At 49.9% G+C, this 16,031-nt stretch carries 11 protein-coding genes; 3 read left to right on the top strand and 8 right to left on the bottom strand.

The genetic code is table 11. The features are described from left to right. Nucleotides 1-82 precede the first annotated feature (82 nt). Both HPS54_RS00550 and HPS54_RS00555 read left to right on the top strand, forming a co-directional pair. A complete protein-coding gene (locus HPS54_RS00550) occupies nt 83-703 on the top strand; it encodes a ribonuclease HII (protein WP_172343547.1) in 621 nt (206 codons plus the stop codon). Nucleotides 704-780: 77 nt separating this feature from the next. Beyond that, on the top strand, nt 781-1,680 hold the full coding sequence (locus tag HPS54_RS00555; RefSeq protein WP_172343548.1) for a helix-turn-helix transcriptional regulator: 900 nt from the start codon (nt 781-783) through the stop codon (nt 1,678-1,680). 396 nt (nt 1,681-2,076) lie between these two features. Here HPS54_RS00555 and HPS54_RS00560 read toward each other — a convergent pair whose 3' ends face one another. The 6 genes from HPS54_RS00560 to HPS54_RS00585 all read right to left on the bottom strand — a co-directional run bounded on the left by HPS54_RS00560 (nt 2,077) and on the right by HPS54_RS00585 (nt 13,228). Then, nucleotides 2,077-4,314, bottom strand: coding sequence for a M6 family metalloprotease domain-containing protein (locus HPS54_RS00560; protein ID WP_172343549.1), 2,238 nt, complete (start codon nt 4,312-4,314; stop codon nt 2,077-2,079). Between the two features lie 227 nt (nt 4,315-4,541). Beyond that, nucleotides 4,542-5,756, bottom strand: coding sequence for a hypothetical protein (locus HPS54_RS00565; protein WP_172343550.1), 1,215 nt, complete (start codon nt 5,754-5,756; stop codon nt 4,542-4,544). Nucleotides 5,757-5,990: 234 nt separating this feature from the next. Further along, on the bottom strand, nt 5,991-7,349 hold the full coding sequence (locus HPS54_RS00570) for a DUF4302 domain-containing protein (RefSeq protein WP_172343551.1): 1,359 nt from the start codon (nt 7,347-7,349) through the stop codon (nt 5,991-5,993). Continuing rightward, nucleotides 7,342-8,292: a zinc-binding metallopeptidase gene (locus tag HPS54_RS00575; protein WP_172343552.1), complete on the bottom strand. Its 951-nt coding sequence runs from the start codon at nt 8,290-8,292 to the stop codon at nt 7,342-7,344. Before HPS54_RS00575 ends, HPS54_RS00570 begins: the two co-directional genes overlap by 8 nt. Before the next feature lie 24 nt (nt 8,293-8,316). Further along, nucleotides 8,317-9,891, bottom strand: a complete 1,575-nt coding sequence (locus tag HPS54_RS00580) for a RagB/SusD family nutrient uptake outer membrane protein (protein WP_172343553.1) — start codon at nt 9,889-9,891, stop codon at nt 8,317-8,319. A 31-nt stretch (nt 9,892-9,922) separates the two neighbouring features. Further along, nucleotides 9,923-13,228, bottom strand: coding sequence for a SusC/RagA family TonB-linked outer membrane protein (locus HPS54_RS00585; RefSeq protein WP_172343554.1), 3,306 nt, complete (start codon nt 13,226-13,228; stop codon nt 9,923-9,925). A gap of 450 nt (nt 13,229-13,678) precedes the next feature. Here HPS54_RS00585 and gpmI point away from each other — a divergent pair, with 450 nt between their 5' ends. Further along, a complete protein-coding gene (gene gpmI / locus HPS54_RS00590; RefSeq protein ID WP_172343555.1) occupies nt 13,679-15,196 on the top strand; it encodes a 2,3-bisphosphoglycerate-independent phosphoglycerate mutase in 1,518 nt (505 codons plus the stop codon). Nucleotides 15,197-15,278: 82 nt separating this feature from the next. On the opposite strand, the gene HPS54_RS00595 is transcribed toward gpmI, so the two are convergent. Next, on the bottom strand, nt 15,279-15,611 hold the full coding sequence (locus HPS54_RS00595) for a type II toxin-antitoxin system RelE/ParE family toxin (RefSeq protein ID WP_172343556.1): 333 nt from the start codon (nt 15,609-15,611) through the stop codon (nt 15,279-15,281). Continuing rightward, nucleotides 15,595-15,855, bottom strand: coding sequence for a hypothetical protein (locus HPS54_RS00600; protein ID WP_172343557.1), 261 nt, complete (start codon nt 15,853-15,855; stop codon nt 15,595-15,597). Before HPS54_RS00600 ends, HPS54_RS00595 begins: the two co-directional genes overlap by 17 nt. Nucleotides 15,856-16,031: the final 176 nt, after the last annotated feature.

Raw genomic sequence — 16,031 nt, forward strand, 5'->3', positions numbered from 1 at the left:
TGTGCACAATAAGTTCAACGTTGAAACGTTATTAGTTAAATAACGTAAAAATATCTTTGAGAATTCCCAAAACAATATATAAATGTTAAAAAACAAGTATTTCGACGGCGTGATAGAAGCAGGATGCGACGAGGCAGGACGCGGATGTCTTGCCGGTAGCGTGTATGCTGCGGCGGTGATATTACCGGAAGGATATGAGAATGCCGAACTGAACGACTCGAAGAAGCTGACGTCGCGTAAGCGTAACGAACTTCGCAGCGTTATAGAACGAGATGCCGTGGCGTGGGCTGTGGGCATTGTTACGCCCGATGAAATCGATAAAATCAATATCCTCAACGCCAGTTTTCTTGCCATGCACCGTGCCCTCGACGCACTGAAAGTGCGTCCGGAAGCGGTTATAGTAGACGGCAATCGCTTCAAGCCCTATCATACATTGCCCTATGCCACCATTGTCAAGGGCGACGGAAAGTATCTGTCGATAGCGGCGGCAAGTATCCTTGCCAAGACATATCGCGACGATTATATGGAACGCCTGCATGCCGAATATCCGCAATACGACTGGAAAGGCAACAAGGGTTATCCCACCCGTCACCACCGCGAGGCGATACGCCGTTTCGGCGTGACGCCGTATCATCGTATGAGCTATAACCTTCTTGGCGATGCCGAACCGATGTTGCCATTTGCCGAAGAGGCTGGCGTTTAAGATCTTTAAGGACTTTAAAGACCTTAAGGACCTTAAAGCCCCTAAAAAGCATTGCCCCAACCCCAATTCCTCCCACCATGCGACACGACAAACTTGAACGCGAGCTACATCTGCTCCTGCTGCTTACAGACAACCACACGCTGACAATAGAAAAGCTGTGTGATAAGGTTGGCATATCCCGCCGTAACCTTTACTACTATCTCGAGTTCTTCCGCGACACCGGCTTTGAGGTCTACAAACGCGGCAAGGTGTACTGCATCGACCGCTCTTCGCCTTTCTTCGGGCGTCTGGTGGAGCGTGTGTCGTTTACCGATGACGAGGCGGTGCTGATGCGCCGGTTGCTCGACAAGGTTTCGGGCAACAATGCCGTAGTGGAAAACCTCAAGCGCAAGATGGACCGTTTTTACGATTTTGACATTCTTGACAGTGGCGAGATGCGCGAGCAGACAGCCCACAATGTCAGCATTCTGCACGAGGCTATAAAGACAAAGCGTCAGGTGTTGCTACGCAACTATTCGTCGCCTCACAGCAATACGTGTCGTGACCGTCTTGTAGAACCGTTTATGCTGATGAACGGCAACAACGAGGTGCGCTGTCACGAACCGGCGTCGGGCATGAACAAGACATTCAAGGTGGCGCGCATGGAGGATGTTACGCTTCTTGAACAGCCGTGGCAACATGAAGCAGGGCATCGCCGCATGTATACCGACATCTTTATGTTTAGCGGCGAGGAGCTGTTTCCCGTGAGCCTATCCCTCGGTTCGCTGTCGTATAATGTCCTGAAAGAGGAATACCCGTCGGCATCCAAGCATATAACTCCCGCCGGTGACATGCGCTGGCATCTGTCTCTTAACGTGTGCAGCCATGCCGGCATAGGCAGGTTCGTGCTCGGGCTTTACGAAGACATAGAGGTGCTTGGCGACGATGATTTCAAGGCGTATCTCAGGGATAAAATCATGCGAATGGTATGCCGTTGATGGGCGTTTTGTTTCCTTCTTATATGACGCGAGTTCGGGATAACGGACATCCAAACATATCCTCCTCATAGGGACACATTTTTCACTTCGTTCAACAACACGTCTTGTATCTGTCCGCACGCCTCATAGAGGCGTTCAGATAAGAAGTCAAGGTCTTCAATACAAATGCCTTGTCGTTTGGTCATTTTTATCTGTATGAACGGTATAAGGAACGCCTCTATGAGGCGTGCGGACAGATACAAGAATGTGTCCCTACTCTGTTGGAGACATCCTGATAATCAGAATGATACCTTTTACAATCTAAAAGACCACCTTTTGGAGTGCAAAAGGCGGTCTTTTAGCATGCAATATGCCGTCTTTCAGAACGCAAAAGACGGCATGTTGTTTTGTGGTGTGTCAACGTCTCACCACCTTACGTGTAATCACTCTGCCGTCGGCAGTGCGTTTCTTTACAATCAGAATGCCCTTGCTGCATGCCGATACGCGCTGTCCCGAGAGGTTGTATGCGGTCTCTTCCACTGTGTCGGCACCGTTTTCAGCTTTTATTTCGCCGATGCCGGTGGCAGTGTTGCCGTTGAAAATCATCGAGATGTCGTCTATATAGTTTATCACCGTGGGAAGACCCGAGTCCTGCTGTATGCGGAACATCGAGCCTGCCGGCAGGTTGGCGACGTATTTGGTGTGTATGTTCTTGCCTGCGGTTACGTTTATTTGTGTCAGCCCGTCGATGTTTTTCATTAGTGTCCAGGTATTGCCGCCGTCGGTGGAACTATAGCAGCGGATGATTGACTGTACGGGCGAGGCGTTCCAGAAGTCGAACTCTATGTTGCTGATGCCTTTTTCAATCACAGATGATGTAAGGCTTCCGCCTCTTACTATGCTCAGTGCTTTCTTGCCTGTTCCATGCTTGTCGGTTGTTTCCACGACCCTTGTCTTCACCATGTCCCAGTTGCAGAACACCCCTTTCACTCCCGTGGCGTCCTCCTGTGTCAGTGCCATGTTCTCGAAGTCTTCAATCTTCCGGTCTATCTCCGAGCCTCCTACGCTGAAACTTATGATGCCGTTCTTCTCGCTTATGTTGCTTAGTGACAGAGGTACCGCTTCTCCCGACCACGACTTGAACTGTTCTATCATCTCGCTGTTAAGTTCCGTTATGTTTCCCAGTCCGGGGAACGGGTCGTATCCCGACTCGGTAATCACATTTCCGGTTGTGCGCGGGTTGGCACGCACCATTTCGTAGTAGTTGTGCGTGGGGTAGCAGTTCACCTTGTTGCTTGTCCATATACTTGCATTGGTCGAGTCCACGCGGAACACCAGCATGCCGTTTCCGGGCAGGTACTCGTCCCACCTCGTGCGCTGCCTGTTCTCCAGTAAGAAGTACTCTTTGTCCACCGCCGAGTTTATTCTATAGGCACTGTTTGTCTCGTTCATGGCGCCGAGGGTGTATGTACCGCCCTTTTCCTTTATCAGTTCCGGCTGCATGAAACCTATCGCATAGCGTTCGTAGGCGCCGTATCCCGTAGGCGTGCGACTGCTGTTGTTGTATCCTCCGCCTGCCATTATGCTCCATACGCCGGGGTCGTTGCTCTGCCCGTTTTCCTCGTAGTCGGTGTCGTAAAGGTCGGGAAGTCCGAGCACGTGGCTGAACTCGTGGCATATCGTGCCGATGCCGTCGAGCGTCTTGCCGCCCCGCACCTCGCTGTCGCACAGCTCGGTGCTGCAGGCATAGCGCCCCATGCGCACGCCGTCGTACCTCTGATAAGGGTAGGCATACTGGCTGGCATACGGCCAGATGTAGTCGCCGTTGTTTCCGCTGACGTTGCTGCCGTAGCCTGCATAGATGATGTAGAACATGTCCACCACGCCGTCGCCGTCGGCATCGTACTTGCTGTAGTCTACGAGCGGGTTGGCTGCATTTATGGCATCCACGGCGCACTGCCAGCCGTTTGACGTTCCGGCGGGGTAGGTGCAGCTGCGGTTTATCCTTACGGGACCGACCACGTCGAACGTCGGCTGGAACATCCCCGCGGAGTTGTCGGAGAAGTAGTCGTGCACGCTTCCCGTGCACTCCACCCACTGGCGCGGCGTGCCTTGCGTGTAGTATCCGCCGTAGCCCTTGTCGTTCATCATTGATGAGAAGAACTCCTTGGCATCGGTGCGGGTGAAGCCGAGGTCGTTCCATTCCACGAGTATCACCAGCCCGCGGAAGTTGTTGTAGTCGTAGCGTGTCGCCCTTGCCGGTGCCGTGCCCCCTGCGGGTGCCTTCCACAGGCTGCGCGAGCGTTTCGCCTCTTCCTGCTGTGCCGCTGTAGGTTCGGCGCGGAGCATCTTCTTGTGACCGCTCAGGAAGGTCGTTTCCTTGCCAGTGCGCTCCGCGGCGTCGTGTGCCGTTATTCCTGATGCCACGAGACTGCCGTCCTTGAGCGTGGCGTACTGCCATGAGCCGCCGTTGAAGATGAGGGTATAGCCGTCGTCGGTGGTTGTGAAGTGCGAGTGCTCGTCGCCGTGGAGAACCACCGTCACGTATGTGCCGTCAGCCTGGCGGACGGTTGTCTTGCCCGGCTTGGCGGGAATGGCGTGGAGGGACAGGCTCACGCCGGTAACGAATAAGAATAAAATAAGTTGTCGTTTCATAGATATCTTGTGCAAAATACAGGTGCATTGAGATATTTAATGTACCTGCAAATATATGTTGTAATACATTCTTTATTCACCTTTATAGGGACCTATCCTTGTATATGTCCATCCTTGGCAGCCTGATTTAACGGTGCTTGCGTGCGGACATATACAAGAATAAGTCCCTACTTTAAGAGTGAATACTTTTATCCTGTCACACCTTTGTGGTGTTAAGACAATCCGTATTAGTTCTTCTTGATATACTTCTTGCCGTCGCGGATAAGCAGACCCTTAGCCGTAGCGCGGTTCACCTGCTGACCCATCAAATTGTATGTCTTGGTGTTCTTTATTTTCTCCTCACGTGTAACTCCGATTTCCTCAATGCCTGTTGTTCCGGCTGCAAGGAAGTTACCATCGTTAAGCGTTATTGTCAAGCCATCTGCAACAGCACCCAACGAGTATCCCATGTCCTCTGCATCATTTCTGGAACGGAACAGTAAATATTCAGACAGAGTGATAGTGTTTCCTGAAAGCTTACCTGGCACAACTTTATTGTAATCAGGAATGAGTGACGTTCCTACAATGTTGCATCCTACAACATAAAAATATTGACCATAAGTAGCGATATCTTCCTCTGTCGTTACATTAGGATTAACGTATATAGGCTGTCCTGCAGAAATAGAAACATTGAGTTCGTCGTCTATGTCAAGAGCAACACAGCCTAATCCACAGAAGCCATATACGTTCACAGCGTATTCATAGTCTTCTATAGATACATTAAATTTATGATCTTTATAACCTTCACTATATAAATTAGCAGTGCATTCATTTGTACCGTTTACGGGCATGAAGCGTGTTTCCCAACTTAATGTCCACCATTTGCCGACCAAATCTTTTTTTGTATAACTTGAGCCTACAGCCGGTTCGAAATCAGAAATAGCAATTCCATAACCTTTTTGGTTACAAGATATTTCACCTGCATCTGATGCAGTGAATGTTGCTCCGTTTACTACATTGATTTGTCCTGTTTGGGCGTTTTCCAGGAGACCTACGAATTCAAAGGTAAATGTACCACGTGCGTCAGTATATGTTCCTGCATTCTGTTGGTTTACTGTTATGATACCGGATGTTGCATCGTATGCTCCGGTGAATGTTGCTGAACCACTAGAAATACTAAATTGTACATTCTCACCGTTGGCTGTGATGTTTGCCTCAGAACAATTGTAAATTTCATTAAAGCTTGCTTCTACATAGTTTCCTGAAAGTTTATTCAATTCTGGTGCTTTTGCTATTGAATTGTTCAGGTTTGCAGTCTCATTTGTATTTGTTGTGGAGACAACCTTGTTTACAACGTTCTTCTTCAACTGTTCAACAGTGAAAGATTTTCCGATAAGTGTAGACTGTGCATTGCCGGATATTGCCGTGATAGCTGCACATACAAAAAGTAATAACTTTTTCATAACTGATAAATTTTTAATGTTAATATAAATGTTGGCTTATATTTGATGCTTGTTTGTATGATATTGATGTTATTCAAATCTTAGAGTAGGGACATGTTATTGTTATATGTTCAATGAAAAGTAATATCAGATATTTCTTAACATGCGGACAAATACAAGAAGATGTCCCTACTATAGATTATTGTGTTATTACATATTGCCGTTTTTTATGTGTTTTATGGCTGTAATTTAATTTCATTTCTCATCTGCATCGAGATCTCCGTACGGATAGTTCTTCTCTTCCGCCCAAAGCTTTATGACGTTAGTAGGTTCTTTCTTGTCTGTGAGAATGATATAAGACGGATGTCGTTTATCATCGGTAGACAAAGTGAAAGTACGTCCTGTTGAACCTGTTCCGACAAAGGGAATCATAGCTTGGTTCATTCCATAGCTTCTGTAATACAGTTTTCCTGCCGCATTATTTGTTTTAGAATCCCATTTGATAAATACCTCATTGCCGTCCTCATCAAGCTGCGTAATGGTTATTCCTTGGTAGCAGTAGTCACCACCTGCCTGCATGTGGAATGCCAAACGATTGAGATAAGTACCGATCAAAGCCCAATAGAGACGGTTTCTGCTGTTGTTCGGACCAGCTGTTGCCAGCTTGTTACGCATAGTGTCCCAATAGGGGCGTGCGAACGGGCTGAGGTCTTCGTATGTGATGAACCATACTCCGCTTTCAAGAGTCTCTTTCAGAGTAGGCACGTATGTATACAGACGGGCATTCTCGTTGCCTTCGACTACAAAATATTCCTCGGTATTTCCTTTAAGGATACTTGATATTTCGGTGCCGTCCACATCAACAGTGCTGTATAGCGTGTAGCCGTCCTTGGTTATTATGAACGGCGCAACAACCTGCTGCTTCTCTCCTTTATCGTTGAGCCATGTGAAGACAAGGCGGCGGTAAGATGTCGTTACGCTTATTTCGCGTTCCGAACCGTCAACAACAAACTGGTACGAGCGCGATGCCATGAAGTCTCTCGTGGCATTTACTTCGTTTACGCAGTCCTCCCATGTCTTGCCTTCTTCTACGGGATACATTACTATCCTTGCCTGATGTTTCTTGCCGATCATCTCCACTTTCTCGGCAGTTGCCGACTGTACACGGAACTCGAAGTCTCCTTCCATGCCCTCGCCCTTTGTACCATAATCGGGGTTTGCCGGATCCGAGAAGTAGTGGAATATGTCGTTGTATTCGTCAAACGAGAGTACGACGCCCTGGCTTGCTTCTATCTTGTAGTGAGATGTAGTCGTGATGAGCTTGCCGTCCGGACCGAAGCCTGCATTGTGGTTGCTTCCGACTTTCTCGCTTGCAACGGTAACGTTGTTGTCTTCGAACTTTGCGAATACGTTGTATCCGCCATACGTGGTGGAAGCATAATACTCTATCCTCCAGCCGTTCGGGGCTGCTTTGAGTATGTCTCTTGTATTGTTGCCGGTTTCTTCTACACGTTCAGTGGGAGTCTCACTGAACTTGTCATCAACCTCAGGCGTACATGCCGTGAACGCGAATACGCCCACAAGCAGTGAAAATATGCTATATAACTTATTCATTTTCGTTTATGTTGAAGTTACGTAAATCAAGTGTAGGAGCCTCTGCCGAGCGGCGCAGTATTATCGCGCGGAGGTCATCGAGGTCTACTCCCCAGCTGTTCTGAAAATATTCCTTTACCATGGACAGCTTCTTGTTTATTATCGCAGCACCGTCAGGACCCGCCTGGGTAAGTATCGTCTGCCAGCCCGTTGGCGACAGAGTGACGTAGTTGGCATACACTTCGGCAAAGTCCTCGTTGTACTCGCCGCTGGCATAACCTGTCACGAAGCCTTCCTTTGCAGCGTCAGGATCCTTCACGTTTATCCAGTCTGTAGAGTGGTAACGTCCTGAGCTGATGGTCTGGAAGTCGGGCGAATAGTTCTTGGTCTGCGTCAGGATATGGCAGAACTCGTGGTGCATGGTGTTGAAGAACCCGTAGTTGAGGTCGATGGGCTTTGCCTCTTTCTCCTCGTAAGGGTTGTCAACGTTGATGCGCGGGTTGTCAATGTCGAGGTTGTTCACGCCGTAGAGCATTATCTTCAGACCCTTTTCTGCCGTACCCTTGATAATGAAGCCGTTGGCATTATACTCGTATGAGCCGATCAGCTGGATTACGCGCGGACTGTAGGTCTTGATGAATTCCTTGCCCACAGCTTCTGCGTAAACCTCCAGCCAGATGTGCTGGATGAGCCTTGCAAGTGCCTTCGACTCGGCGAAAGATGCCGGGATGACATTGTATGTAAGGTCGGTTTCCTTGTCGTTGTACCTGTACTGGAACCTGATGTTGTACTCTTGGGTGTAGTTCTTGTCAAGCCACGCGTCGAAGGATTTGCTTTCCTCGCTGTCTTCGTTGTCCTGCGGGTTGTTGATATTTATCACACTTGTGGGGCTCAGGTCGTCTTCGCTGCATCCGGTGAATGCCACCGTTGCGGCGAACAGTAAAACTAATCCTATGTGTTTCATAATCATTTGCATTTTAAAAGATGTTTAACGTGGGTTTGCCTCAAGACCTGCATTTGTCACATCGTTCGGCAACTGTATTGCTCCTCTCAGGTCGCCTGCCGTGAAAGTAACGGCATCTTCGCCTGCGATCAGGTGGCTGTGCTCAATTCCGTAACGTTTGATGTCCATGAAGCGCAAGCCCTGGAATATGGTTTCGAGGCGGCGCATGTGGAGCAGGAACACGATTACGTTCTCCTGACGGCCCTCTGCCACGGTGAAGCCCTGCGGGTGGAGAGCCTTGCGCATTGAGCGGTCGCGGTTGCCGTCGGGCAGTGCCGGAGCCACGTCAAGACCGTCGATGAAACTGAAGATGTTGTCCACGGTGAGCGTGGGACGCTTTGTCGGTCCTTCTGTTTCCTTACAGTGGGTGCCTATCCATACGTTCATGTCGTCCACTGCCTTCTTCAAATTGTCCTCGCCGCCTTTCAGGGCGTATGCCTCCGCACGGCATAACAGTGTCTCGTCGCCTGTGAATACGGGGTCTACAATGTGCAGATATCCAGTTTGTAGAACCTTGTCTATCCATTCAACAAATCTTTCCAATTTAGGGAAAGCAACGCTTTGGTTGGATCCATAAAGCATAGTTGCATAATAGAGCGTGTTGTTGCTACTGCCCGAACCCCATGGCATTGAAACCCAGTAGGTCTCGTATGAAGCCATTGCCTGATTATGGCCGAAGCGCGGTTCGCCAAGACCTACTAATGTACTTCCTGCATTTGAATATGCCGGAATGAGCAGAAGGTTTGCCGACTCGCTTGTCATTACGTATCGGTTGCCTATGTCTTCACGTCCGAATGTGGTGTATGGCGCAAAGTTACGCATGACTGATGTAGGCACGGTGCCGAGCACTATGTTGGCATATTGTATGCACCTGTCGTAGTTCATGTAGTATAGGTTGAACCGTGTAGCGAACGCGTATGCCGCCTTCAGGTTGAAGTGGTACTTCGGCACGGAATAGATGTCGTCGCTTACATCGGGCAGTGCCGCTTCAATATCGGTGTTGATATTATCGTAAAGCTCGCGGAGTGTTCCGCGCGGCATGTCGTTAACGCTGTTTCCGGTGTTCTTCGGGTATGGCAGTCCGAGATATTCGTCTGCCTTCTCAGGGTTCCATGCCATGCAGAATGTCGTGGCAAGCTGGAACATCGAGAATGCGCGGCACAGCTTAGCCTCTGCCATTTGCGCTTTGAGCGATGCAGGGCTGCCCATGCTTTCTATTGCCTCGATTGCCTGGTTGGCAGAGGCTATTGCCGAATAGTATCCGTTCCAGATTTGACGCGGTGAGTCGTTCCCTTCATTTGTTACATCGTTGAAACGATAGAGCTCTTCTTTAAGCAACCCTGTTGAGTACTGTTTGCCATTATCGCTGACATTGTCTGTACTCATTTCGTTTATCATGATGTTTGATGCAGTGGGATAAGCTGAAACAAGAAGATTGGTTATCTTTTCGTTTGAGTTTACTTCTGCACGGTCGTCTGGCAACTTGTCAAGGAAGTCGTTGCATGATGTCAGCGATAAGGCCGCGCATGCCGACAGTGCTATATATTTGATTTTTTTCATGTTTAAATGCTCCGTTTTGTTGTATGTTCCATTAAATACCTAAGCGCAGTGTGAACGTGAACTGCCTTGCCATAGGCACGGCAACACCTCCAGAGTTGAAGAATTCCGGGTCTTGTCCGTTGAGTTTCTTGTCAGCATATATCAGGAACAGGTTTGTAGCCTGAAGCTTCACGCTGGCATTGCTCAGTCCGATGTGTCCTACCCATGACTTCGGGAAGTCGTATGCGAGTGATATTTCCTTCATTCGGATGAAGTCTCCCTTTGCAGTACGTTCTGAAGACATGTTGTATGCGTTGTAGGCGCGGTTCAGATACCTGTCCGTCTGCAACTGTCTGAGGTCTGCGATAGCCGGTATCGTAGTATATTTCTCATCGCCCGGCACAACCCAGCGGTTGATAAATTCCTTGGGCATAGCCGTCAGGTCAGAGTAAGACGATGCGAAAGTCGGGTCAAGACGAACCACGTTTCCGAACGAGTAGGTCATGAAGATGTTAAGATGCCATCCCTTGTATGTGAACACGTTGCCTAAAGAACCCGTGATGGTGGGGTCTGTAGGACCTTCGTAAATAAGGTGGTCGGTTACATACGACTGGAAGTTATGGTCGCTTACGGTCAGTTCTCCTTTCTCGTTTATGAATGTAGGCAGACCGTTTTCGTTAAGTCCGCGGAAGTCTATCGAGAACAGTGCACGGTAGGGATAACCCTTCTGTGTGAAGCCTGTTCCTGAGATAAGGTCGATGACGCGGTTGCGTGCGTCAAGGTCGGTAACCTCGCTCTTGGTGTGTGAGAAGATGAAGTCGGTTGTCCATGTAAAGTCCTTCTTCACGATGTTCTTCGTGCTGAGGGTAAACTCCTCACCGTAAGACTTCATGCTTGCCACGTTGGCATACTGCAGGATGCTTCCGTTTACGCCCGATGTACGCTTCGGACCTATAAGGTCGTAGTTGTTGCGTGTGTACCAGTCGAACGAGAAGTTGATGCGGTTGTCAAGGAAACCGAGGTCCACGCCGACGTTGAACTCATGTTTCTTCTCATATGTAAGGTCGGGGTTGGCAAGGTCGTATATCTCCAGACCCGATTCCTTGTCAGTCGTGAACGGACGCCACGGGTTGTAGCTCTGTATGATGACCTGCGAGTTTGTGACCGCCGGCTTGTCGCCCGTAAGCGAGTAAGAAGCCTTCAGTGTTGCGTGCGACAATACCTTCTGCTTGTTGAACCATGTCTCCTCGTGGGCGTTCCATGCACCTGATATGTTCCATGTGGGCAGCCAGCGTGCGCTCCTTGCCTTGCCCAGACGGTTAGAACCCTCGTAGCGCATTGTTCCGTTGACGGTGTAGCGTCCCTTATAAGAATAGGTGGCGGTGCCGAAGAAAGAAGCTTCGCGGCTGTAGCCGTTGTTCAGCGAGTAGTAGATGGAGTTCTCTTCGCTCGCCTGCTTGAAATATTTGTAGTCGTAGCTGCCGAGCATGCCCATGTCATACTGCATGCCCACGCCGTTGAAGTAAGAGCGGCTGCGCTCGGTGTTGTTCACTTCCAGACCTCCGTAGACGTTCAGTATGTGTGTGTCGTTGAACACATCGTTGTAGCTTGCGGTGGCGCGGAAGTCCCAGCTGTTCATCTTGTATTTTGTCTCACGGTAGAAACCTCCCACCGGCAGCACTGTTCCGGGCAGCGAGTTCGCATTGTCCGGGTCGGTGTAGAGCCACGGGTTGTTGTCGCGTATCGTCGCATCTTCCATGGCGCGGAATGCCTGTGCCTGGTTGGAGTGCTCTGTGATGCTGTGCGCCTGTGTAGTAGTAGAGAACTTGTATGCTCCCAAAACCGACAGCTCAACCTTTGTTATAGGCTTGTATTTAAGCTCTGCCTGGAACTTCAGGTCCACAACGTCAAGGTCCATATAGTTGTTGTCAAGCTCGTTCTTGATGTTGAACGCGGCATAGTTTCTCATGTAGTAGGCGTTCGGGTCGAGCGTACGCGAAGAGTTTATCGCATACGAATAGGGGTTGATGTCAAAGTCGCGCGACACAGTTCCTGTTACAGCGTCAACACTTCTATTTGCTGTTCCGGGAGCCTCCTGCTTACGGTAGCTGGCGTTTCCGATCATGTTCAATGACACCTTCGGGCTGAGATTGTACATCGCGTTGATGTTCGATGTATAGCGCTCCACCTTGCTCTTGCGCGACCATCCCGGGTCGTTCATGTAGCTGAACGAAGCATAGTACTGTGCCTTCTCCGTACCCGAAGACATGCTTATGGAGTGGTTCATCGATATGTTGTTGCTGAACAGCTCGTCAAACCAGTCGGTGTTGCGGTACTCCGCCTCGCGCAGATAGCCCTCCATAGCCTCTATCGTGTTAGGCAGACCATAGCTGCTGGTCGACGAATCGTAGTCGTGCATGAGGTGATACATGCGTCCGAACACACCACTGCTTGCCGCACGGTATGAGTTCTCGAACGAGAAGAAGCCGTTGTTGTACATTTCGTTGTACACGGACATCTGGTCCTGCGAGTTCATGATGTTGAACTGGCTGTAGCTCGGCTTGAGGCGCATGGTGTATTCGCCCGTATAGCTTATCTTCGTTGCTCCCGCCTTACCGCGCTTGGTGGTAACGACGATGACGCCCGACATGGCGCGCGCACCGTAGATAGACGTTGCCGAACCGTCCTTCAATATCTGGAAGCTCTCTATGTCGTCGGCGTTAAGACCAGCGATGGCACTTGAAATAAGCGTTGCCGCGTCACCCGATGAAAGGGCGTCGGCATCCACCTCCGTCACATCCTCCATGATTACGCCGTCTACAACCCACAAAGGCTTGGACGAACCATATATAGACGTTGCACCGCGCACACGTATCTTCGGTGCCGTACCGAATGTTCCCGACACGTTCTGCACCGAGACACCGGCTGCACGGCCCTCCAAGGCACGGCTCACATCGGCAACTCCGTCGAGCTTAGCCTTGCTCGCGTCCACCTTCGTCGTCGCTCCGGTGAACAGTCGCTTGTCCATCTTCTGCATACCGGTGACCACGACCTCGTCTATGACGTGAGAGTCGTTCTTCAGCGTTATCCTCATGTTTGCGGCACCCTTCAGCGTCACCGTCTCCATGCCCACGTAGCTCACCGTGATGTAGGAGCCCGCCTTCGGGGCATTGAGGCGGAAATGCCCGTCGACGTCGGACACCACGCCTGTCTTCGTACCCTTGAGCATGACGGACGCGCCGATCACGGGCTCGCCGTCGTCCTGGGACACTATGACACCTGAAATCTCAGTCTGCGCCATGGCAAGCCCTACGAACAGAACGAGCATGGACGCGATCATAGTAAGTCTTTTCTTCATAAAATCTCTCTCTAATTAAATAAATTAGGGATAATTTTATGTTTTTTCGTCAGCAAAGAGGATAGTGATATAAGACTGATGAGTCTTATAAGACTAATAAGCCATATAGGACACATAATCCCGTTTGTAAGCTCTTGATAATCAAGATGATATCTTTGGGGCTCTAAAAGATGGCATTTCAGGATGCAAAAGACGGCATATTGGAAGCTGAAAGACGGTCTTTTGGAAGGCGGAAGGTTGCATGCCGCAAAAGAACAGCGGTGCGTACAAACCGTAAGATATATTTTGTACTTCGTGCAAATCTTATTAATTTTGCATGCCGAGGGTGTTGCAAGACATGAAATCATCCCACTAAAAGAACAGAACTTTGCAACACCCATACAGCTTTATGGTGCCCCGGAGGGATCAGGGGCAGATGTGACAATAATAACTTTAACAACTATAACGATTATGGCAAAGAAAGCTTTATTGATGATACTCGACGGATGGGGTATCGGAAAACATGGTGCCGGCGACGTGATATTCAACACTCCCACACCTTATCTTGACTATCTCAACGCCGTTTCGGCGCATTCTCACCTCAGCGCGTCGGGCGAGGACGTCGGTCTTCCCGACGGACAGATGGGCAACTCGGAGGTGGGTCACCTCAACATCGGTGCCGGACGCATAGTGTATCAGGACCTCGTGAAGATAAACCGTGCCTGCAAGGACGGCTCGATACTTGACAACCCGGAGATAAAGAAGGCTTACGGATATGCCAAGGAGACAGGCAAGAAGCTGCATCTGATGGGTCTTACGAGCAACGGAGGAGTGCACTCGTCGCTCGACCACCTGTTCAAGCTCATCGAGATATCAAAGGAATACGGGCTTAAAGAGACATACGTACACTGCTTCATGGACGGGCGCGACACCGACCCGAAGAGCGGTGCGGGCTTCATAAGCCAGCTCGACGGCGTGTGCAAGGAAAACGGTGCGCACATTGCAAGCATCGTGGGACGCTTCTACGCCATGGACCGCGACAAGCGCTGGGACCGCGTGCACGAGGCTTACTCGCTGTTAGTGGAGGGCAAGGGAACGCCAGCCGCCGACATGGTCAGGGCAATGGAAGAGAGCTATGAGGCAGGCGTGACCGACGAATTCATAAAACCTATCGTCAATTCTTCCGTCAACGGAAAGATTGAGGAGGGCGACGTGGTGATATTCTTCAACTTCCGCAACGACCGTGCAAAGGAGCTTACACAGGTGCTCACGCAGCAGGACATGCCGGAGCAGGGCATGCACACCGTTCCGGGACTGCAATATTTCTGCATGACGCCGTATGACGCATCGTTCACGGGCGTGCACATCCTCTTCCCGAAAGAGAACGTCATGGACACCCTGGGCGAATATCTGAGCAGGCAGGGAAAGAAACAGCTGCACACAGCCGAGACCGAGAAGTATGCCCACGTGACATTCTTCTTCAACGGAGGACGCGAGAAGCCGTATGAGAACGAGGACCGCATATTGGTGCCTTCGCCGAAGGTTGCGACATACGACCTCAAGCCCGAGATGAGCGCATATGAGGTGAAGGACAAGCTGGTGGGTGCGATAAACACTCAGGAATATGATTTCATCGTGGTAAACTTTGCCAACGGCGACATGGTGGGACACACGGGAGTGTACAACGCCATAGCAAAGGCGGTGCATGCCGTTGACAACTGTGTGCGAGAGGTTATCGAGGCGGCAAAGGCTAACGGCTATGAGGCGATAATAATTGCCGACCACGGCAACGCCGACAACGCCATCAATGCCGATGGAACGCCGAACACGGCACACTCGCTGAACCCCGTTCCGTTTATCTACGTTACCGACAACAACAGCGCAACGGTGAAGGACGGACGCCTTGCAGACGTGGCTCCGTCGATATTGCACATCATGGGACTGGAGAAACCGGCGGACATGACGGGCGAGAACCTGATTTGCGACTAAATATAAAAAGCCTCAGGGAGGTGTGCAGAAATATGATATATCAACATTTCTGCACACCTCCCTGAGGCTTTCTTATACCTTTTTATAATGTATCTATGAGTTCCTTAATTTCTTTTTCGGTGATAGTGTCGCGGTCTTTCTTGTCGTAAATGGCAAGCAAAGTCACCGTTCCGCTTTCTTCGTCAAGCTCGATAGTGTAGGTGATGACGCGCGCGCCGTGGCTCTTGCCCCTGCCCTTGTCGCTTATCGCCATGCGTATCTTGCGCACGTTGTTGCCGAGGTCTACGCCGATATAGGGATTATTCTCCAAATCTTCGATAAGGATTTCAAGGTCATTGCTTATATTGCGGTACTTCTTATATAATCTCTTGAAATCTTTCTTGAACTGTTTGCCCGCCTCAACCTCGTATCTCATTCAGGAAGTCCCTTGCAGTTTGTAACTTAATACCGTTTCTCCTGGCTTCTCTCACCTCGACAAGTCCCTGCCTTATACTGTCTAAAACCTCTTCTTTCTCCGCCTTGCTCATTTCCTTTTCGCTCTCGCTTATGAGCTTGCGCAGATACTTCTTGAGCTTCATCATGGCATCGTTGTCGTCCATAAGGGATACCACATCCTGCATGACAGACTGCCGTAATGTTATCGTATCGTCCATTTTCATGTCTCCTTTCTTTTTCTTACAAAAATAAGTAAGTCTTTTCTTATCGCCAAATATATTTGGCAGAAAGTGGCGTTTTTAGTATTTTTGCACTTTATCACATCGGTAACGGGGCGAAGACCGCGGTGTAATCGGTCAGCATGGACTCGCGTTTTTTGTCACTGTTTCTGATGTTTGGA

The sequence above is a fragment of the Xylanibacter caecicola genome (assembly GCF_013166515.1).
In the GTDB taxonomy this organism is placed as follows: domain Bacteria; phylum Bacteroidota; class Bacteroidia; order Bacteroidales; family Bacteroidaceae; genus Prevotella; species Prevotella caecicola.